18 protein-coding genes are annotated in these 20,326 nt (G+C 47.0%); 11 read left to right on the forward strand and 7 right to left on the reverse strand.

Annotation, left to right across the window (positions count from 1 at the left end):
- The first annotated feature begins 30 nt into the window (after window positions 1-30).
- Entirely contained in the window at window positions 31-1,281 is a 1,251-nt protein-coding gene (locus tag SC127_RS00585; RefSeq protein WP_332624871.1) for a capsule biosynthesis protein, read from the forward strand.
- A gap of 23 nt (window positions 1,282-1,304) precedes the next feature.
- On the opposite strand, the gene SC127_RS00590 is transcribed toward SC127_RS00585, so the two are convergent.
- From SC127_RS00590 to SC127_RS00605, 4 genes are read right to left on the reverse strand one after another with little or no spacing between them, the layout of a single operon-like run.
- Window positions 1,305-1,928, reverse strand: a complete 624-nt coding sequence (locus tag SC127_RS00590) for a CatB-related O-acetyltransferase (protein WP_243079014.1) — start codon at window positions 1,926-1,928, stop codon at window positions 1,305-1,307.
- A gap of 7 nt (window positions 1,929-1,935) precedes the next feature.
- Window positions 1,936-4,197 carry a capsular polysaccharide export protein, LipB/KpsS family gene (locus SC127_RS00595; RefSeq protein WP_332624872.1) on the reverse strand — a complete coding sequence of 754 codons (2,262 nt, stop codon included), beginning with the start codon at window positions 4,195-4,197 and terminating at the stop codon, window positions 1,936-1,938.
- Window positions 4,198-4,228: 31 nt separating this feature from the next.
- A complete protein-coding gene (locus SC127_RS00600; protein WP_332624873.1) occupies window positions 4,229-4,894 on the reverse strand; it encodes an ABC transporter ATP-binding protein in 666 nt (221 codons plus the stop codon).
- Window positions 4,891-5,667 (reverse strand): ABC transporter permease, encoded by a 777-nt coding sequence (locus tag SC127_RS00605; RefSeq protein ID WP_243079017.1) that lies wholly within the window; start codon window positions 5,665-5,667, stop codon window positions 4,891-4,893. Before SC127_RS00605 ends, SC127_RS00600 begins: the two co-directional genes overlap by 4 nt.
- A gap of 704 nt (window positions 5,668-6,371) precedes the next feature.
- Here SC127_RS00605 and speB point away from each other — a divergent pair.
- Window positions 6,372-7,292, forward strand: a complete 921-nt coding sequence (gene speB / locus SC127_RS00610) for an agmatinase (protein ID WP_243079018.1) — start codon at window positions 6,372-6,374, stop codon at window positions 7,290-7,292.
- 188 nt (window positions 7,293-7,480) lie between these two features.
- Here speB and SC127_RS00615 read toward each other — a convergent pair whose 3' ends face one another.
- A complete protein-coding gene (locus tag SC127_RS00615) occupies window positions 7,481-7,876 on the reverse strand; it encodes a pantoate--beta-alanine ligase (protein WP_243079019.1) in 396 nt (131 codons plus the stop codon).
- Between the two features lie 146 nt (window positions 7,877-8,022).
- Here SC127_RS00615 and SC127_RS00620 point away from each other — a divergent pair, with 146 nt between their 5' ends.
- Window positions 8,023-8,433: a YidB family protein gene (locus SC127_RS00620; RefSeq protein ID WP_215845665.1), complete on the forward strand. Its 411-nt coding sequence runs from the start codon at window positions 8,023-8,025 to the stop codon at window positions 8,431-8,433.
- Window positions 8,434-8,722: 289 nt separating this feature from the next.
- On the opposite strand, the gene SC127_RS00625 is transcribed toward SC127_RS00620, so the two are convergent.
- The gene (locus SC127_RS00625) at window positions 8,723-9,478 is read right to left on the reverse strand and encodes a M48 family metallopeptidase (RefSeq protein WP_332624874.1); all 756 of its coding nucleotides are present in this window, start codon (window positions 9,476-9,478) and stop codon (window positions 8,723-8,725) included.
- 272 nt (window positions 9,479-9,750) lie between these two features.
- Here SC127_RS00625 and tkt point away from each other — a divergent pair, with 272 nt between their 5' ends.
- The 7 genes from tkt (at window position 9,751) to SC127_RS00660 (ending at window position 18,341) form a co-directional block, all read left to right on the forward strand.
- A complete protein-coding gene (gene tkt / locus SC127_RS00630) occupies window positions 9,751-11,745 on the forward strand; it encodes a transketolase (protein WP_215845667.1) in 1,995 nt (664 codons plus the stop codon).
- Between the two features lie 318 nt (window positions 11,746-12,063).
- Window positions 12,064-13,083 carry an erythrose-4-phosphate dehydrogenase gene (epd, locus tag SC127_RS00635; RefSeq protein WP_215845668.1) on the forward strand — a complete coding sequence of 340 codons (1,020 nt, stop codon included), beginning with the start codon at window positions 12,064-12,066 and terminating at the stop codon, window positions 13,081-13,083.
- A gap of 51 nt (window positions 13,084-13,134) precedes the next feature.
- On the forward strand, window positions 13,135-14,298 hold the full coding sequence (gene pgk / locus SC127_RS00640) for a phosphoglycerate kinase (protein WP_332624875.1): 1,164 nt from the start codon (window positions 13,135-13,137) through the stop codon (window positions 14,296-14,298).
- Between the two features lie 106 nt (window positions 14,299-14,404).
- Complete coding sequence (fbaA, locus tag SC127_RS00645) at window positions 14,405-15,484, forward strand: class II fructose-bisphosphate aldolase (RefSeq protein WP_243079021.1); 1,080 nt, start codon at window positions 14,405-14,407, stop codon at window positions 15,482-15,484.
- A 190-nt stretch (window positions 15,485-15,674) separates the two neighbouring features.
- Window positions 15,675-16,583 (forward strand): small-conductance mechanosensitive channel MscS, encoded by a 909-nt coding sequence (mscS, locus tag SC127_RS00650; protein WP_215845671.1) that lies wholly within the window; start codon window positions 15,675-15,677, stop codon window positions 16,581-16,583.
- A 126-nt stretch (window positions 16,584-16,709) separates the two neighbouring features.
- Window positions 16,710-17,333, forward strand: coding sequence for an arginine exporter ArgO (gene argO, locus SC127_RS00655; protein WP_243079022.1), 624 nt, complete (start codon window positions 16,710-16,712; stop codon window positions 17,331-17,333).
- A gap of 282 nt (window positions 17,334-17,615) precedes the next feature.
- Window positions 17,616-18,341 carry an oxidative stress defense protein gene (locus SC127_RS00660; RefSeq protein ID WP_215845673.1) on the forward strand — a complete coding sequence of 242 codons (726 nt, stop codon included), beginning with the start codon at window positions 17,616-17,618 and terminating at the stop codon, window positions 18,339-18,341.
- A 34-nt stretch (window positions 18,342-18,375) separates the two neighbouring features.
- Here the strand turns inward: SC127_RS00660 and SC127_RS00665 are convergent, their stop codons facing one another.
- Window positions 18,376-19,284, reverse strand: coding sequence for a LysR family transcriptional regulator ArgP (locus tag SC127_RS00665; RefSeq protein ID WP_215845674.1), 909 nt, complete (start codon window positions 19,282-19,284; stop codon window positions 18,376-18,378).
- Window positions 19,285-19,467: 183 nt separating this feature from the next.
- Between SC127_RS00665 and rpiA the strand changes: the two genes are divergently transcribed.
- Window positions 19,468-20,127, forward strand: a complete 660-nt coding sequence (rpiA, locus tag SC127_RS00670; protein ID WP_215845675.1) for a ribose-5-phosphate isomerase RpiA — start codon at window positions 19,468-19,470, stop codon at window positions 20,125-20,127.
- Window positions 20,128-20,326: the final 199 nt, after the last annotated feature.

The raw sequence follows: 20,326 nt of genomic DNA on the forward strand, positions 1-20,326 counted from the left end.
TCATTACAATAACAATCCTGAAGGTTGGTTATGCACAGTAACGCCTTGAATATGCTGTTGTCTGGGAAGAAGTATTTATTATTACAGGGACCGATGGGGCCTTTTTTTAATGATGTCGCTGAATGGCTGGAATCATTAGAACGTGAAGCTGTTAATGTAATATTTAACGGTGGCGATCGTTTTTACTGTCGCCAGCGTAAATATCTGCCTTATCTCAAAACGCCAAAAGAATTCCCCAGTTGGTTGCGCGAAACCCATAAAGAATATGATTTCGATACCATTCTCTGTTTTGGTGATTGTCGTCCTATGCATCAGGCGGCTAAACGCTGGGCCCAAGCAAAAGGCGTGCGATTCCTGGCATTTGAAGAAGGCTATTTACGACCACATTTCATCACGGTGGAAGAGGGCGGTGTGAACGCCTTTTCATCGCTGCCACGCAATCCTGAGTTCTATCGTCGTTTACCTGAAACGCCACCGATGCAGGTGGAAAGTTTGAAACCTTCCTCAATGAAACGTATTGGGCACGCAACCTGGTATTATTTGGTGGGATGGCGTCATCGCCATGAGTTTCATCATTACCGTCATCACAAATCCTTTTCACCGTGGTATGAAGCGCAATGCTGGGTTCGCGCTTACTGGCGCAAAAAGTGGTATGGCTTCACGCAACGAAATGTTTTACAGCATCTGCAAAGCAGCCTCGATCAGCGTTATTACCTGGCGATTCTGCAAGTGTATAACGACAGCCAGATCCGTAATCACAGCCCGTATGAAGATGTACGTGATTACATCAATGATGTGATTTACTCCTTTTCACGCAAGGCGCCGAAAGACGCGTTCCTGGTGATTAAGCATCATCCGATGGATCGCGGTCATCGTTTGTATGGCCCGTTGATTAAGACGCTGGGTAAAAATTTAGGGGTGAGTCGCAGGGTGATTTACGTGCATGACCTGCCCATGCCTGAGTTATTGACCCATGCAAAAGCGGTGGTGACGATTAATAGTACGGCGGGGATTTCAGCGCTGATCCATAACAAACCGCTGAAGGTGATGGGCAATGCCCTTTACGACATCAAAGGGTTGACGTATCAAGGGCATTTGCATCAATTCTGGCAGGCGGATTTTAAGCCGGATATGAAGCTGTTTAAAAAGTTTAGATCGTATTTGTTGGAGAATACGCAGGTAAATGCGGTTTATTACTCAATTTCGAAGTGTGGCGTAATCAAAAGGGGAATTAAAGATAATGTTGATACTCATTGCGTCAAGTCCCCCTCAGCATATTAAAGAATATGGTAATAAAAATATTTCTATTTTTGATTGCGTATTTCTTTAAGCAATTTAATACATTCATCGATGTTGTCAAAAGGAAGTGAGCTTATTTCCTTTATTTCCAAACCCCACCATTTCAAATTGAGAAGTTGCTCAATCTGAACCTGTGTAAATCTTTTTTTTATTTCCTTCGCTGGACTTCCTCCAACGATTGAATACGGAGGAATATCTTTAGTTACAACAGAGTTAGCTGCTATTACTGCTCCGTGTCCAATTTTAACCCCAGCTTTTATAACTGATTGGGCACCAACCCAAACATCGCTCCCAATTTCTGTTTTAGGATGTTCGCGCCATTGTACTCTTTTTATTTCATTTTTATAAAAGGGGTGATTGGGAAATTGAGCGCTATGATATTGGAAACTGTGAGTGGATAAATAGTTAATGGGATGATTTGCCACTCCTATTTCACAACCTCTTGCAATTGAACAATACCTTCCCATAGTAACATGCGGGTAAATTACACTCCCTATATTTAAAAATAAATAGCTCCCAATGATGCACTCACCATGAATTTGTGAGTTAGGTGCGCAATGGATAGGGTGTTCAATTATTGCTGTTGGAACCAAGTGCGAACTTTTAGCAAATACTGAAAATTCAATCATATTTTTCTCACGCAGAAGCTTTTCTATTTTTAGAGTTATTTAAAGCATCTTTAAAAAACAATCTTGGTCTTTTTACTAGTTTTATAAGTTTCTTATTCAACCTTTTTTTGGCTGCTGGTAGGGGGAGTGGGGTAATTGTTGTTTTTTTGAGTTCAATAATATTTGGTGTGGTTGGGTTTTTTTCTTTTTTGATTAATGTAGTAGATGTTGTGGTATTAACTGAAACTATTGGTTTTATTTTTTCTCTCAATAAAATTCCGGATCGATAAAAATCATAATATGAGCTATTTATTTTATAAGGATTTGTGCGGCGTTCTAAGGTAAATGTTTTAGTTTCTCCATTATCTAAAGGAAGTCTTAATGTTACGAAGTCAGTATATAATGCGACATTTGTGCGTTTTTTAGATTTAGTATCTACATTTTCAATGTAAGTTGTAGTGCCAAAAGAATAAAATTTATTAATAAGGAAATGGATGAACCTTTCTACCTTTACATTACTGGGAGGCGTTAACTTATATATATAATCAATGAAAGATAATGGTGAGTCTATTTTTACTGACATGTGAGGATGTGAATAGTATGCATTTCCAACGTTAAAAGTAGGTTTTCCTGCCATCAATGAGTAAAGACCCACCCCAGAATTAATTAACATTACCGCGTCTGATGCTAAGACTGCGTCGCAAAAATGATCTTTATTTGATAGTAAAATTATGTTGCTAGGGAACTGTTTACTGTTAAAAATATCGTTTGGCTCAAGTGGATGGTTTTTAATGATGATTTTCCAGTCTTTTAATTCTTCACTTTTAGCTAGAGATATTAATTCTGAAAAGAAGTTTTCAACACTACCTATACGATCAGAAAAGTGTTTTATGACTGAATCGTTAGGTCTTTGTAACGGAACGAAAAGGATTTTGTTGTCTCTTATATTATATTTATTCTTGAGGTTATGTGCACCTATGCGGTTGCCGTTTTTCTCCAAAGCATTTTCAGAGCAAAGTGTTTTGAGAATGTATTCTTTTACTTTTGTGTGCTCACCAGTCGTTATTTCATGATCCCAGTTTTCATCAGAATAAGACTTACTCGAACTATTAAAACCATGAGGGTCAAAGAACCATGTGTCTGGTAATCCTCCTCGATCATAATTTATTGTTTTTATATCGTTTTCGATACAATATCTATATAAACTTAAACGATGCTCATTTGCATATGCGTTGAAAAATAGCACCCTTTTTATATTATTTTTTTTGATGTAATTAAAAAAATCTCCGTTAGACATAATTTCATCATCTTTAATGTAAAAGCATGATGATAAAAAAGGAATTGCTGTTCGAATCGTATTTGATGTTTTACCATTAAAAGGTGATAAAATTAAGGTATTACCTTCAAAGTATTTGCTGTTTCCACTCAGGGGTGCCGGTAGATAATTTTCATTGTCAAATTTCCTAATGAGTTTTTCGAAAATCTCTCTATTTATTCTGTTACGTGAAGAGTAGTTTTTATTTATGTTTTCTGGGTGCCAAAGATGTACAAAAAACAATTTGTCGTTCATTGCTTCTCTGCCAAATAAACTGAAGAATGTTCGATATCCTGAGTAATGAGGTGAGTCGTATTTAAAATCGTGGTTATAATAATCCCTTGAGCGAACAAACTTATTTGATCTATTTGCCAAGCGGTTAAGTAATTCAAAGTCTTCATAGCCATGCCCATGGAATTCTGTATTATTTCCACCGTTTTCAAGGTAGTAATTTCTACGAATAATTATCATGGATGTTACTGGAGCATACATTTTTATGGCTGAGTTTTTTTCTTTGTAGAGATTGTAAGCGATTTTATGGCTTTCTTCCCATGAAGGTTCTTTAATGTAATCCTCAGAAAGCTCTTCATTTAAATATAAGCAGGGGATGCATTCAACTTCATTATAAAATTTAGTGCTAGCTATTCTTTCAATCAAGCTATTATATGTAGATTTTGGAGCGTATAAATCAATATCTTGGAAGGTAATGTAATCTGTAGTAGATTTTGATACGCCGAAATTTCTACATTCTCCAGCAGAAAATGGATTTCCGTTACGTTTCATATTGTAATAAGAAATGTTGTTTTTATTACATAAAAATTCTAACTCTTCGCTTACGTTATCAATGCTTCCAAAATCAACTACTATTCTTTTTATTTTATCGCTAGTGTATGAATTGTTTATAAAAAATAAAGACCTATTATAAATATAGTCATTTTTTGATTGGCAAAAGATTGGTGTGATTATCGTTAGCATGATATTCCTTTATTGATATCAAGGTTTTCAATTAGATTTTTTCGTCTTCTTTATATTTTTCAATTGCAATATCTATATTTTCAATAAACTCAACATGATTGTTTTTTCCAATGAATATTGCATTATCACAAAACTGTTTCAACGAGTTCAAGCTGTGTGAAACCATCAAAAAGCTCGCTTCTGCATGCCGCTCTTTAAACAAGTCAGCACATTTCTGCTTAAATCGCGCATCTCCAACCGCAGTAACTTCATCTACCAAATAATAATCAAACTTAAACGCCATGCTTAGGCCAAAGCCGAGGCGTGATTTCATACCGGAGGAATAGGTTTTGATGGGCATATCGAAGTACTTACCTAATTCGGCAAACTCCTCGACGAACGCGACTTTCTCTTTTAACTCATCTTTTTTGGCATAAAGACGCGCCACGAATTTCACGTTCTCGCGTCCGGTCAGGCTGCCTTGAAAACCGCCAGAGAGTCCAACCGGCCAGGAAATAGTTTTATCAGTAATGATGTTTCCGCTGTCCGGGCGGTCAATGCCGCCAATCATACGCAGTAAAGTTGATTTTCCTGCTCCGTTGCGGCCCACCAAGGCCACGCTCTTGCCGCTAGGTAGCTCAATGTTGAGATCTTTAAAAACGTAATGGCGTCCCGCTGGCGTGCGGTAGGACTTAGTGAGGTTTTCAATTTTAATCATGAGGTTAGCATCGCCTCTTCACGGGTGCGATACAGGGCAAGACCAACGAACAGGGTGGCGAGTGTGCAAAACGCCAGATACTGCAAACTGACACCTTCACTGATATAGCCGGGCATCACCGCTTCACGGCTGAGTTCAACGGCGTGAACGATGGGGTTCCATAACAGATAGGGCCAATAATCTTTTGGAATGGTATGCAGCGAAAACATGATGCAAGAGATGAAGTAGAGCGGCTTCAAGAGAATCGGCAAAAACTTCTGGGTCTCAGGAAGGGATTTGCCTATCACCATAAATATCAGACCCACACCGCAAGAAAACAGCACCAGCAAACTCCAGGAGCAGACCAGTTGCAGTAGATTGGTAATGGCGAAATATTCGCCAGATATCCAGACCACTATCATCAGCACGATATAGACGGCGACATATATCAACGTCTCCAATATTGCGCGGGCAATAATAGTATCGATGGGTTTAACCGGACGATAATTGAACAATCCTTGGTTCGCTTCAATCGCACCCACTGAACGATTACTGATATTACTAAAAATGAAGTATGGGATGATGCCGTTGAGCAGGAATACCGGAAATGAAATATCTGGCATGGTGCGATGCATAATGAAACCGAATATCGCTAACAGAACCAGTAAATGTGCTGAAGGTTCGAGGATTGCCCAGAAATAGCCGAGACGGAACTTGCCGAATCGGGTTTTAATTTCACGTAAAAACAGGGCCTTAATGGCTGCCTGTTGAACTTCCAAACCACTTCTGGCCATTATTTTTTTAACTCTGTCGAAGGTGGGATTTGTACACGCTACCGCCCTTGGCTTTACAGCAACCAATGCGCTAGAGACAAAAAAGAATGTTATGCAGGTGAGTTTTCGATCTTCAGACAAAGGAAGAGCGCTGTATTTAGCAGCAAAATAAAGCAGAAACATATTTATCAATCTGATGATTACGCAGGAAAATGCAGCTTATTTAAGTCAAATAACTCGTTACTTAGCGTTATTAATTACTTCCGCCGCAGTCTTCTATTTAATAATGTCTGTAAGAAAGGTCTTATTATTAAGTGCGGTAAGTTACAGGCCGACTAAGATAATTCCTAACCGTTTTCGTCTATTAATACTTCATTAATAATTTGTAACGCCTATCAGAAAGGGGATTTTACATCTATCTTTTTAACTGATTGATAAGTAAAAGATTGGTGCTTGAAGACGTAATGGGGGACGGGTTTCCTACAGGGATTAATGATGAGTGGCGTTTACATTTGCCGGCTCTTCTCAAGCTTCACGCATAGTGTAATTTTTAAATTATCGTCACGGTTATGCCGTTGCAGCACATCACGTTCTCCGCGATAATCACGAGATTAAATACCTATCCCTTCCTCGTCGGGTTTAACGACGCGGAGGGGATTTTTTTCATCTATACCTTAAGCTGCATGCGGGCTTGGCCCGACTCACGGATATATAGAGGACGATTTATGTATAACACCCTGGGCAATCAGTACGATAACTCCCTGGTCTCTAACGCCTTCGGTTTCATGCGTTTTCCGATCAACTTTCAACCCTACGAAAGCGATGCTGAATGGGTCATCACTGGCGTTCCTTTTGATGCCGCAACGTCGGGCCGTCCGGGAAGCCGTCTTGGACCGGGCGCGATTCGTCAGATCTCAACCAACCTGGCGTGGGAAGGCTGCCGCTGGCCGTGGGATTTCGATCTGCGTCAGCGTTTAAATGTCGTGGATTGCGGCGATCTGGTTTACGCCTTTGGTGATTCACAGGATCTCTCAGACAAGCTGCAGGCACACGCCGAAAAACTGCTGGCAAACGGCAAGCGCATGATGACTTTTGGTGGCGACCATTACGTCACGCTGCCGCTGCTGCGTGCCCATGCGAAGCATTTCGGCAAGATGGCATTGGTGCATTTCGATGCACACACCGATACCTATTCCAACGGCCCAACTTTTGATCACGGCACAATGTTTTTCACCGCGCCGAAAGAAGGTTTGATCGATCCGCAGCATTCGGTGCAAATCGGCATTCGTACCGAATTTGATAAGAGCCTGGGCTTTAACGTGTTGGATGCGGCGCAGGTTAACGATCGCAGCGTGGACGACATCCTGGCGGAAGTGAAACGCACTGTTGGCGATCTGCCGGTTTATCTCACCTTTGATATCGACTGTCTGGATCCGGCGCATGCGCCTGGCACCGGCACGCCGGTAATTGGTGGATTAACCACTGATAAAGCGACCAAGCTGATTCGCGGCCTGCAAGGTATGAATATCGTCGGGATGGATTTGGTTGAAGTCGCGCCGGGTTACGATCACGCTGATTTGACTGCGCTGGCTGCGGCTACCCTGGCGCTGGATATGCTGCATGTTCAAGCAGCGAACAAAGGCTGATTTGGCGTAAAGTCCCTTGCCGGCGGTGTTGACCCCGGCAAGGGTTGATAGGGTTATTAATAAGCCTCTATCAGGTATTCATAAATCCGGTAACAATGGCTGGCAGGTTTAAGAGAGGAATTTAGTTTTATTCAGCCAATAATGCGTTGTGAGAATAATGACATTAATCTAAGAAAAGAGGGTGTGAATTAAGCGTATTTTCTAATTTGCGTAATGATTTGCGTGGTAGATATATTTTCCGTTCTCGGCAGGTAAACCACTTCGCATATAGTTTTATAGTTGTCGAATTTCCCTTCCCAATCATTGCCCATGACAAGGGTATGCGCCGCGTACTTCTTAATGTATTCCGCTTTAAGCTCGAGAGATTCTTCTATAAACACCTCATCCACACAACCTATCGATGCAATGATCGCTTTTCTTTCCTGTTCTGGATAAACCGGATAACGATTTTTCTTTGCGAAATTTAAAGCATCCGATGAAATGCCAACAATTAGCCTGTCACCCTGCGATTTAGCACGTTGTAATATATTGATATGCCCAATATGTAATACATCGAAAGTACCAAAAGTGATGACCGTTTTCATTTGCGTTCCGAGTGTGGGCTACTGCAGTTACTTCATCGACTCAATTTAAGCGAAACTTAAATAACTGCTCGGGGATGGATGTCAGCAGCGTGACAGGTGATCAGCAACTAGACTTACTGGCGGAAGATTAATCTCTGGAGGCAGTTATGAGTTTTCTTGACGAATTGGTTGGATCGCTGGGGAACGGACAAGGGCAGGGCAACAAGCTTGGGCAGTTGCAGGCGATCTGGAATTGGGTGCAGGAGCAGGGCGGTATAGAAGTGCTGCTGCATAAATTTCAGCAAGGTGGTTTGGGTGAAGTGCTGGGTTCATGGATCGGTACTGGGAATAATCAGCCAGTGGGTGGGAACGATATCCAGTCTGCGTTTGGACAGGGTGAATTGCAGTCGTTGGCAGATAAGCTGGGCACTGATGTGCAAGGTGCATCCGGCACGTTAGCCGCGCTGCTGCCGCAGTTGATCGATAAGATGTCGCCGCAAGGGCAGATGGATGAACAGACATTGCATGATAAGCAACTGGATTTAGGAACGATGGTTGATCAACTGTTTAAACGTTAGTCAAAAGCGGGCTTTAATGAAATTGTGCTGGCTTTCCCCCACCTCGCTCCTCTCCCATACAGGGAGGAGGAAGACGCTGCTTTATGTAAGCGTTTGAGCTGTTTTTGGCAGCGTCTCCTTTCGAAACGGCATTGTGCTGACTTTTCCCCGCTTCGGTCCTCTCCCATAAAGGGAGGAGGAAGACGCTGCTTTATGTAAGCATTGAAGCTGTTTTTGGCAGCGTCTCCTTGCTCCGCTTGGTAGGGGAAGGCCGGGATAGAGGACAGCAGGCACTATTTCAAACAGAAAACTACTTACTGTCTGCCGCGATACGATCGCGAATATGCTCCGCACGCTCTTCAGAGGCAGGATGCGAATCAAACATTGTGCTTTGGCGTCCTTCCTCTAGCTTCGCTAATTTCTCAAAACTGGTGACCAATCCATTTGGATCGATGTTGCGTTTCTTCATCAAGTCATAGGAGTAATCATCAGCCTGCGATTCTTGCGTCTGCGAGAATTGCGCGTTAACCAGTTTCTCACCCAACTCGCCTAACTGAGATTGCGAAAGCGAACCGATTACGCCACCCACCGACGCGGCTGCAGTGCGCGCAGCGGTAGTGCCGTAAGCAACCTGCATCGCTTTGCGCGTATGGCCCAAGGCAACGTGACCCATTTCGTGGCCGAGTACACCTTCTACTTCATTATCGGTCATCATATCCATCAAGCCGCTGTAAACACGGATACAGCCGTTGGCCATTGCCCATGCGTTAACGTCTTTGGTTTGATAAACCTTGTAATTGGCAGGAACGCCATTGATGTTGTCACCGAGTGCGGCGGCAATCTTATTTAAGCGCTGCTGATATTCACTGTTGGCAGGCGCAATCTGGTTCTCTTTATCCATCTGTTCACAAGATTGATTGCTCAGCTGTTTCACCTGATCATCGCTCAGCGTGTAAGCCTGATACGCCTGCGCACCAGATTGCAGTAACGCATTATTGTCAAACCCGGCGCAGCTACTCAGCAGCACTGCAATTCCAAGAGCTACAGCCGTTTTTTGGATTTTCATTCCATCGTCCTTTTGGTAACAAGGTAAGAAAAACAAACACCTGAAACATAGGCAGGTATTTAAAGGTGTTTTTTATAACGCGGTGTCTCACGCTTTGCTAGCAGACTACGCTGAGAAAGCCAGACGAAGCGGAGACATTTAGCCATTTGCAGCATGTACTTTTGCCCTTAGTTTCATGTACATTGATGTGCAACTTTTTCCTTGCTTCGCTTGATAACTGATTAATTACAATAAGTTAAGACGCTAAGCATTAATCCGACCTGGAGTAGAAAATGCCCTCTCGTAAAGAGCTCGCCAACGCCATTCGCGCATTAAGTATGGATGCAGTACAGAAAGCTAAATCGGGACATCCGGGTGCCCCAATGGGCATGGCGGATATCGCCGAAGTACTGTGGCGTGGCTACCTGAATCACAACCCAACTAACCCATTGTGGGCCGATCGCGACCGTTTTGTCCTCTCTAACGGTCATGGCTCCATGCTGATTTACAGCTTGCTGCACCTTTCCGGCTATGATCTGCCGATGAGCGAGCTGGAAAACTTCCGTCAGCTGCATTCTAAAACTCCAGGTCACCCGGAATACGGCTACACCGTTGGCGTTGAAACCACCACCGGTCCGCTGGGCCAGGGCATCGCTAACGCAGTAGGCTTCGCCATTGCCGAGCGTACGCTGGCAGCGCAGTTCAACCGTCCAGGCCATGACATCGTAGATCACAATACCTACGTATTCATGGGCGATGGTTGCATGATGGAAGGCATCTCACACGAAGTTTGCTCGCTGGCGGGTACGCTGAAGTTAGGCAAGCTGGTTGCCTTCTATGATGACAACGGCATTTCTATTGATGGTCACATTGATGGCTGGTTCACCGATGACACCGCTAAGCGCTTCGAAGCGTATGGCTGGCACGTAGTGCGCGGCGTTGATGGTCATAACGCAGATGCAATTGCTCAAGCCATCGAAGAAGCGAAAGCGGTTAGCGACAAGCCTTCACTGCTGATGTGCAAAACCGTGATCGGTTTCGGTTCTCCAAACAAAGCCGGTACGCACGATTCACACGGCGCACCGCTGGGCGACGACGAAATCGCACTGACCCGCAAACAGCTGGGCTGGGAACATGCGCCGTTCGTTATTCCTTCAGAAATCTATGCTGAATGGGATGCGAAAGAAGTTGGCCAGGCGAAAGAAGCAACCTGGAACGAGAAGTTTGCGGCCTATGCTAAAGAAAACCCAGAGCTGGCGGCTGAATTCAAGCGTCGCGTAAGCAACGAACTGCCTGCTAACTGGCAGGAAGAGTCGCAGAAATTTGTTGAGCAGCTGCAGGCTAATCCAGCCAAAATCGCCAGCCGCAAAGCGTCACAGAATGCTATCGAAGCTTTCGGTAAGATTCTGCCAGAATATTTAGGCGGTTCCGCTGACCTGGCGCCAAGTAACCTGACTATTTGGTCTGGATCCAAGCCAATCAATGAAGATGCAGCCGGTAACTACATTCACTACGGCGTGCGCGAATTTGGTATGACCGCAATTGCTAACGGTCTGGCGCTGCACGGTGGTTTCCTGCCTTACACCGCAACCTTCCTGATGTTCGTTGAATATGCGCGTAACGCGGCGCGTATGGCGGCACTAATGAAGATCCGTCAGATCATGGTTTATACCCATGACTCTATCGGTCTGGGCGAAGATGGCCCAACGCACCAGCCGGTTGAGCAAATGGCGAGCCTGCGTACCACGCCAAACATGAGCTTGTGGCGTCCATGTGACCAGGTTGAATCTGCAGTGGCATGGAAATATGCCATTGAGCGTAAAGACGGCCCAAGCGCGCTGATCTTCTCGCGTCAGAACCTTGCACAGCAGGAACGTACCGCTGAGCAGCTGGCAAACGTAGCGCGTGGTGGTTACGTGCTCAAGGATTCTGCAGGCACGCCTGAGTTGATCCTGATCGCCACCGGTTCAGAAGTTGAGCTGGCCGTAGCTGCTTACGACAAGCTGACCAGCGAAGGCCGTAAAGTGCGCGTCGTGTCTATGCCATCTACCGATGCATTCGACAAGCAGAGCGATGAATACCGTGAGTCTGTGCTGCCAAAAGCCGTCAGCGCACGCGTAGCAATCGAAGCGGGCATTGCAGATTACTGGTTTAAATACACCGGTCTGAACGGCGCAATCATCGGTATGACCAGCTTCGGCGAATCCGCTCCGGCTGACCAGCTGTTTGAACTGTTTGGTTTTACCGTCGACAATGTCGTGGCAAAAGCCAAAGCGCTGTTAGCGTAACGGAATACTAAAGCAGCGCAGCCGCGCTGTTTAGCCTGTTTATAAGGGACGAGCGCATTCGTCCCTTTTTTGACGCTTTATTCCTACAGTAATAATCGTTTTTTATGCATATTTGTGACGCAGATCCAAATATAAGCAGCGTAATTGATCACAATCATTCCTGTTATTCCTTCCTTCCCTTATCCTCGCTGAACCGTTTCAGTTATTGCTCCAGATAATCCAGTTTCGGACGATGCCGGGTAATAATCTCCTGTACAAAACGCAGGAGAACGCTCAGGCTAACGGCACGTTTTTTCAGTCAGATTTGGCAGGAGAAAGATGACCGTCCGGGTAGCAATAAATGGTTTTGGCCGTATTGGACGCAACGTATTGCGCGCACTGTATGAAACAGGGCGACGTGCTGAAATCACCGTGGTGGCGATCAACGAGCTGGCAGAAGCTGTCGGCATGGCGCATTTGCTAAAGTACGACACCAGCCACGGTCGTTTCGCGTTTGATGTGCGTCAGGAGCGCGATCTGTTGTGGGTGGGTGATGACACCATTCGCATCTTGCATCAGGCTGAACTGAAAGGGTTGCCGTGGCGCGAGCTGAACGTGGATGTGGTGCTGGATTGTACCGGCGTTTACGGATCGCGTGCGGATGGTGAAGCACATCTGCAAGCGGGTGCGAAAAAAGTCTTGTTCTCCCATCCGGGTGGCAACGACCTCGACGCAACAGTGGTATTCGGTGTTAACGAACAGGCTCTTAAACAATCTGACCGCATCGTGTCCAATGCATCCTGTACCACGAACTGCATTATCCCCGTGATCAAGCTGCTGGACGACGCCTTTGGCATCGAATCTGGCACAGTAACGACAATTCACTCGGCGATGCACGATCAACAGGTGATTGATGCTTATCACAGCGACCTGCGCCGCACGCGTGCAGCAAGTCAGTCAATCATTCCGGTGGATACGCGTTTAGCGGCTGGCATTACCCGTATTTTTCCGAAATTCAACGACCGCTTTGAAGCGATAGCGGTGCGTGTGCCGACCATCAACGTGACAGCCATTGATCTCAGTGTTTCTGTGCGTCAGGGCGTAAAGGCGTGTGAAGTTAACGCTTTGTTGCAAAGCGCGGCAGAGGGTGCATTTCGTGGTATAGTTGACTATACAGAATTACCGTTAGTCTCAGTCGATTTTAACCATGATCCGCACAGTGCCATTGTGGACGGTACGCAAACGCGGGTCAGCGGTCAGCACCTGATCAAGACCTTGGTTTGGTGTGACAACGAATGGGGCTTTGCTAACCGAATGCTCGACACGACGTTAGCAATGGCCGCAAGCGGTTTCAGGTAAGACGCGGTCTGCGTCTGGCAAAACTTACGAGAATCAACGAGAGGATTCACCATGTCTGTAATTAAGATGACCGATCTGGATCTTGCTGGCAAACGCGTTCTGATCCGTGCCGATCTCAACGTACCAGTGAAAGAAGGGAAAGTGACGTCTGATGCACGTATCCGTGCTTCTCTGCCTACCATCGAAGCGGCGTTGAAACAGGGCGCGAAAGTGATGGTTACCTCTCACCTGGGTCGTCCGACCGAAGGTGAATACAACGAAGAGTTCTCTCTGCTGCCGGTCGTTAACTATCTGAAAGATAAGCTGAGCGGCACCAACGTTACCCTGGCTAAAGAATACCTTGAAGGCGTTGAAGTCGGCGCAGGTGAGCTGGTGGTTCTGGAAAACGTTCGCTTTAACAAAGGCGAAAAGAAAGATGACGAAGCACTGTCTAAAAAATATGCTGCACTGTGCGACGTATTCGTGATGGATGCTTTCGGTACTGCGCACCGTGCACAAGCTTCAACCCACGGCGTAGGTAAATTCGCGCCTATCGCATGTGCAGGCCCGCTGCTTTCTGCCGAGCTGGAAGCCCTGGGTAAAGTGATGAACAACCCGCAGCGTCCGCTGGTCGCAGTCGTGGGTGGGTCAAAAGTATCGACCAAATTCGACGTGTTGCAGTCACTGGTTAAAATCGCTGACAAGGTTATCGTCGGCGGCGGTATCGCTAACACCTTCGTCGCAATCGACAACAAAGTCGGTAAATCGCTGTACGAACCAGACTTTGTAGCCGCAGCAAAAGAGCTGCGCGATCAGTACGGTATTCCGGTTCCAACTGATTCTCGCGTTGGCACAGAATTCTCTGAAACTGCCCCGTCTACCGTGAAAAAGGTTTCCGAAGTGGCGGATAACGAAGAGATTATGGACTTCGGCGACGAAACTGCACAGGCGATGGCTGCCATTCTGAAAGATGCGAAAACCATCCTGTGGAACGGCCCGGTGGGTGTGTTCGAATTCCCGAACTTCCGTAAAGGCACCGAAATCGTTGCCAACGCCATTGCAGACAGCGAAGCTTTCTCTGTTGCAGGCGGCGGCGATACCTTAGCGGCAATCGACCTGTTCGGCATTGAAGACAAAATTTCCTACATCTCAACCGGCGGCGGCGCGTTCCTGGAATTCGTCGAAGGCAAAAAATTGCCAGCGGTTGCCATGTTGGAAGAGCGTGCGAAGCAGTAATCCTTTGGGGGCGATGCCAGATGGCGTCGCCTGAAGACTTGCCCGATTGGGCGTTTAAATCGTACCCCGTTTAAGGGGAAGCACGATCACGAAACAGGACACAATCATGTCTAAAATTTTTGATTTCGTTAAACCCGGCGTAGTCACTGGTGACGACGTACAGAAGATCTTCAAAGTGGCGAAAGAGAATAAATTCGCCCTGCCAGCGGTAAACTGCGTCGGCACCGATTCTATCAACGCGGTTCTGGAAGCGGCAGCGAAAGCGAAAGCGCCCGTTATCGTTCAGTTCTCTAACGGCGGTGCTGCATTTATCGCCGGTAAAGGTTTCAAAACCGACAAGCCACAGGGCGCGGCAATTTTCGGCGCTATCGCCGGTGCCTATCATGTTCACCTGATGGCTGAGCAGTATGGCGTGCCTGTTATTCTGCATACCGACCACTGTGCGAAGAAACTGCTGCCGTGGATCGACGGCCTGCTGGACGCTGGCGAAGAGCACTTCAAGAAAACCGGTAAGCCGCTGTTCTCTTCACACATGATCGACCTGTCTGAAGAATCACTGGAAGAAAACATCGAAATTTGCAGCAAATATCTTGAGCGTATGGCCAAACTGGATATGACGCTGGAGATCGAACTGGGCTGCACCGGCGGTGAAGAAGATGGCGTCGACAACAGCCATATGGACGCATCTGCACTCTACACCCAGCCAGAAGACGTTAACTACGCTTACGAAAAACTGAATGCCATCAGCCCACGTTTCACTATCGCTGCGTCATTCGGTAACGTTCACGGCGTTTATAAGCCAGGTAACGTGAAGCTGACGCCAACCATCCTGCGTGATTCTCAGGAATTCGTGACCAAGAAACATGGCCTGGCGCATAACGCACTGGACTTCGTTTTCCACGGTGGTTCAGGTTCATCTGCTGCAGAAATCGAAGAGTCTATCGGCTACGGCGTGATCAAGATGAACATCGATACCGACACCCAATGGGCAACCTGGGACGGCATCCTGCAGTACTACAAAAAGAACGAAGGCTATCTGCAAGCGCAGCTGGGTAATCCAGAAGGTGCTGACAAGCCGAATAAGAAATACTACGACCCACGCGTATGGCTGCGCTCTGCTCAGGCATCCATGGTGGTGCGTCTTGAGCAAGCATTCAAAGAGCTCAACGCAGTTGACGTACTGTAATTAATTCTACGTTACAGTACAAAAAAGGCCCGAAAGGGCCTTTTTTTATGCCCGTTATTCTGGAAATTTCACTTAATTCCTCTGCTGTTTGGCGCTTCGCTGGATAATTGATTACCCTTGATCACGGGTGTCGGATTACATCTGGCAGTTTTTGTGCTTTCCCGACGGGAATTAACAACAGGGCTTACTAATGGAAGACTTAAACGTCGTCAATGGTATCAACACTGCGGGTAGCTGGCTGGTACGTAACCAGGCGCTGCTTCTGAGCTATGCAGTCAATATTGTGGCGGCAATTGCCATTATTATCGTCGGGATGATCATCGCCCGCATTATATCTAATGGGGTGAATCGCCTGCTGCTGGCACGTCACATTGATGCAACCGTAGCGGACTTTCTTTCTGCGCTGGTGCGCTATGGCGTAATCGCCTTTACCGTGATTGCTGCGCTGGGGCGCGTTGGGGTGCAAACCGCCTCCGTCATTGCCGTACTGGGTGCTGCCGGTTTAGCCGTAGGTTTGGCATTGCAGGGTTCGCTTTCGAATCTCGCGGCTGGCGTGCTGCTGGTGACCTTCCGTCCGTTCCGTACTGGCGAGTTTGTCGATCTCGGCGGCGTAATGGGTACTGTACTGAATGTGCAGATCTTCTCTACTACGCTGAGAAGTGCTGATGGCAAGATGGTTGTGGTGCCAAACGGCAAAATTATCAGTGGCAACATTGTTAACTTTTCACGTGAACCGGTTCGTCGGAATGAGTTCATCATTGGTGTAGCGTACGACGCGGATGTGGATGAAGTGATCGCGCTATTAAAGGAAGTGGTTGAAGCTGACGATCGCGTCTTGAAAGACAAGGGCATCCAGATTGGCTTGAATGAGCTTGCTGCATCATCACTTAACTTTGTGGTGCGCTGCTGGAGCAACAGCGGTGATCTGCAGGATGTTTACTGGGACCTGCTGAAGAACTTTAAACGCGCACTGGATGCAAAAGGTATCGGTATTCCGTACCCGCAGATGGATGTGCATTTCCATCACACCAAGCAAGCTGACGCAGCAGAATCGGCTGAACCCGTCAAAGCGGAACAACCCGTGCAAACGAAAATTTAATGACACAATGGGCGGTGCGATGCCGCCCATTAATTTATCTAATCAAACATTAAATTTTTCAATTTCCACTAATCATCTCGCGTCACTATAATCCTTTGCATCGCACCGATGTAAGGATATCTCCCTGTGTTATCTGTATTTTTTCAAGGGCTTGCGCTTGGCGCAGCACTTATTCTGCCGCTTGGCCCCCAAAATGCTTTCGTCATGAATCAGGGTGTTAAGCGTCAATATCACTTTATGACAGCAGCCCTTTGCACGTTGAGCGATATCGCGCTCATTTGTGCCGGGATTTTCGGCGGAAACGCATTACTGAGCCAATCGCCACTGCTGCTCATGATGATTACCTGGGCTGGCGTCGCGTTTTTGCTGTGGTATGGCTGGGGAGCGTTACGTACGGCCTTTAGCGGCGATGTGACGTTGTCAGAGGAGACAGCCATCAAGCAGAGCCGCTGGCGCATCATTGCCACCGTGCTGGCGGTTACATGGCTTAATCCGCATGTTTATCTGGACACCTTTGTGGTATTGGGCAGTTTAGGCAGCCAGTTTGCATCAGAATCAGCACGACAATGGTTCGCGTTCGGCACCATTAGCGCCTCTATTCTGTGGTTCTTTGGATTGGCGTTGTTAGCGGCCTGGCTTTCTCCGCTGCTGCGCACCGCACGCGCTCAGCGCATTATCAACCTGCTGGTGGGCACGATCATGTGGTTCATCGCCTTTCAATTGGCAAGTCAGAGCATTACGAGCCTCTAATTGAACTGCTGTTTCTCAAGCGCAGGCAAATCGCCTGCGCTTGCTACGTTTTAAAAATTAAAGCCCGCAAAAAGCCAGCCTTCAGCTAATAAGGACATTATCCGAAACATGACGTCACTGAATTAGCGTTATGTGCACACGTCACTGCGATAGTTCTGACGTTTAAGCGGCGTTGAGCAGAACTTTTGCCATAATCACCACTCAAAGCATGGCGCATCGCTATGCGTTTTGGGCTTCGCCACGTTGGAAGCTATTGAATTGACATCTTCAAGGAGGACTTTCATGAAACTGAAAGCATTGGCTTTGGCCGCAATGATGAGCGCTGGATTACCTTTAAGCGCACAAGCTGATGAATTACCTAATGGACCGCATGTCGTCACTTCAGGCAAGGCAACGGTTGATGCCCGCCCGGATATTGCGACCTTATCAATTGTGGTGAACGTGTCGTCAAAAGACGCCGCTGATGCCAAAAAACAAGCAGATGGGCGCGTTCAGCAATATTTTGATTTTCTGCAGAAAAACAGCATTGAGAAAAAAGATATTGATGCCGCAAATCTGAGCACACAGCCAGAATACGACTATACCAAAGAGGGTAAATCGGTTCTGAAAGGCTATCGTGCTGTGCGTGAAGTGCAGGTGACGTTACGTCATCTCGATAAGCTTAATGATTTGCTGGATGGGGCACTGAAGTCGGGTCTGAATGAGATTCGCAGTGTTGAGTTGGGCGTAGCCAATCCAAACGACTATAAACAGCAAGCGCGTAAAGCCGCGATTAAAAATGCAACTCAGCAAGCCTCAGAACTTGCAGAAGGATTTAATGCCAAGCTGGGCTCGATTTATAGCATTCGTTATCAGGTTTCGAATTATCAACCGATGCCAATGGCCCGCATGTACAAAGCGGCGGCGGCACCAGCGGATACCTCTGCACAGGAAACCTATGATCAGCAAAGTATCAACTTTGATGATCAGGTTGATGTGGTGTTTGAAATCAAACCCAATACGCCATAAAGCAAAACGGGGCATTTCGCCCCGTTTCTTCATCTTACGCTGCAACATCATCCTGTCGCAAAACGCGATGTCCATGCGCAATCAGCGCATCAGTTACCCGACGCATCAAACGACTCTCTGGCGCAAAGCGATGCCAGTAAAGCATACGACGTTGCTGCAGGCCCGGCGTCAAGTCGATCAGCTCGCCGCTAGCCAGTTCACGCTCAATTTGCAGGTGCGGAATCATACAGCAGGTTGAACCTTGACGGGCCATCTGCACAAACGCTTCCGATGAGTTCACAATATGACAGGGCACGCTGCCCGGTGATAAGTCGAAATTCTGCTGCAAAAATGCCTGATGCATATCATCAAGATGATCAAATGCTACCGCAGGCGCTTTTAGCAGTGCTGAACGCGTCACGCCATTTGGAAAGAAGCGATCGGCGAAATCGGGTGAGGCGACAAACAGATAATCTAAAGCGCCAAGCTGATCAACCAGGCAGCTGGGTAACGGCTGAGGTTGAATACTCACTGCACCCACCACTTCGCCGCGACGCAGGCGTTCCTGCGTGCGGGTTTCATCTTCGACCTGTAAATTGAGCCGCACCGGCGAATCAGCCAGTACATCTTTCAGTGCGGGTAACAGCCAGGTTGCCAGACTGTCGGCGTTAACTGCCAGCGACAGCAGCAGCGGCGCAGTACCGCTGTTATCATCGCCACCGAGCCATTCTTCTTCCAGCAACTCTACCTGATGCAACAGCGCGAGTAATTTTTGCCCTTGTTCGGTTGGGCGGGGCGGTACGGTACGCACTAACAGTGGCTGACCAAACAGGTTTTCCAGCTGTTTGATACGCTGTGAGACCGCAGATTGGGTGATACATAATTTTTGTGCGGCGCGCTCAAAGCCGCGTTCACGAATCACAGCATCCAGCGCCTGAAGCGTTCGGTAATCGGGGCGTTTCATTCTTGTTCTCTCTCCTTCAGGATGGACGTTACTATGCCATAAAAGTGCCACATGTGACGGATGTCTAACTTTTTTGTGGGCTGGCTTCCAAAGCGATTAATCCAGCACACTCACCCGAGCATTTTTAACAAGCCTTGCTTTATACTACGCGCACCCCGTTGTCGCACAGGTTTTAAACATATCATGACCCAGGATGAACTGAAAAAAGCCGTAGGTTGGGCTGCACTCGATTATGTGCAGCCAGGAACAGTGGTTGGCGTTGGCACCGGTTCGACCGCTGCACACTTTATTGATGCGCTTGCTACGATGAAGCATCAAATTGAAGGCGCTGTCTCGAGTTCGGAAGCCTCTACCCAGAAACTGAAAAGTCTTGGCATTCAGGTATTTGACCTGAACGAAATCGATAGCTTATCGATCTACGTTGATGGGGCCGATGAAATCAATCCACAGATGCAAATGATCAAAGGCGGCGGTGCGGCACTTACGCGTGAGAAGATTGTGGCTGCGGTAGCGGACACCTTTATCTGTATCGCCGACACCTCTAAAGAGGTGGATGTACTCGGCCATTTCCCGCTGCCGGTTGAAGTCATTCCTATGGCGCGTAGCTTCGTGGCGCGTGAGCTGGTTAAGCTGGGCGGCCTGCCTGAATACCGTCAGAAAGTGGTTACCGACAACGGCAACATTATTCTTGATGTGCATAATCTCCGCATCCTTGACCCTATTGCTTTAGAAAAAGCGATTAATGCTTTGCCTGGCGTCGTGACCGTTGGACTTTTTGCTGCACGCTCTGCGGATATTGCATTGATCGGCGGCCCGGATGGCGTTAGAACCATCAAAAAATGATCTGCCCGGCACTGTCGGTATGCCACTAATTTCTTCTCGTGAAACATCTTTTCTTACAGGGATGAAATTTGGTGACTTATGTCACATAAGCGGCATTGACAGCGGGTTCGTTCTCCCTTAATTGCTCAGATCCCGATTTTGTACGGCAATGTGCTGCTGCTGGACGTTGCCGTGCTGGTAGCCAGGCAATCGTTTGTAT

This window comes from Pantoea sp. T14 (genome assembly GCF_036663535.1).
GTDB classification, from domain to species: Bacteria; Pseudomonadota; Gammaproteobacteria; order Enterobacterales; family Enterobacteriaceae; genus Pantoea; species Pantoea phytostimulans.

Coding starts and splice junctions, on each gene's coding strand:
- SC127_RS00585 (WP_332624871.1), top strand. CDS start 31: ATGCACAGTAACGCCTTGAATATGCTGTTGTCTGGGAAGAAGTATTTA.
- SC127_RS00590 (WP_243079014.1), bottom strand. CDS start 1,928: ATGATTGAATTTTCAGTATTTGCTAAAAGTTCGCACTTGGTTCCAACA.
- SC127_RS00595 (WP_332624872.1), bottom strand. CDS start 4,197: ATGCTAACGATAATCACACCAATCTTTTGCCAATCAAAAAATGACTAT.
- SC127_RS00600 (WP_332624873.1), bottom strand. CDS start 4,894: ATGATTAAAATTGAAAACCTCACTAAGTCCTACCGCACGCCAGCGGGA.
- SC127_RS00605 (WP_243079017.1), bottom strand. CDS start 5,667: ATGGCCAGAAGTGGTTTGGAAGTTCAACAGGCAGCCATTAAGGCCCTG.
- speB (WP_243079018.1), top strand. CDS start 6,372: ATGTATAACACCCTGGGCAATCAGTACGATAACTCCCTGGTCTCTAAC.
- SC127_RS00615 (WP_243079019.1), bottom strand. CDS start 7,876: ATGAAAACGGTCATCACTTTTGGTACTTTCGATGTATTACATATTGGG.
- SC127_RS00620 (WP_215845665.1), top strand. CDS start 8,023: ATGAGTTTTCTTGACGAATTGGTTGGATCGCTGGGGAACGGACAAGGG.
- SC127_RS00625 (WP_332624874.1), bottom strand. CDS start 9,478: ATGAAAATCCAAAAAACGGCTGTAGCTCTTGGAATTGCAGTGCTGCTG.
- tkt (WP_215845667.1), top strand. CDS start 9,751: ATGCCCTCTCGTAAAGAGCTCGCCAACGCCATTCGCGCATTAAGTATG.
- epd (WP_215845668.1), top strand. CDS start 12,064: ATGACCGTCCGGGTAGCAATAAATGGTTTTGGCCGTATTGGACGCAAC.
- pgk (WP_332624875.1), top strand. CDS start 13,135: ATGTCTGTAATTAAGATGACCGATCTGGATCTTGCTGGCAAACGCGTT.
- fbaA (WP_243079021.1), top strand. CDS start 14,405: ATGTCTAAAATTTTTGATTTCGTTAAACCCGGCGTAGTCACTGGTGAC.
- mscS (WP_215845671.1), top strand. CDS start 15,675: ATGGAAGACTTAAACGTCGTCAATGGTATCAACACTGCGGGTAGCTGG.
- SC127_RS00660 (WP_215845673.1), top strand. CDS start 17,616: ATGAAACTGAAAGCATTGGCTTTGGCCGCAATGATGAGCGCTGGATTA.
- SC127_RS00665 (WP_215845674.1), bottom strand. CDS start 19,284: ATGAAACGCCCCGATTACCGAACGCTTCAGGCGCTGGATGCTGTGATT.
- rpiA (WP_215845675.1), top strand. CDS start 19,468: ATGACCCAGGATGAACTGAAAAAAGCCGTAGGTTGGGCTGCACTCGAT.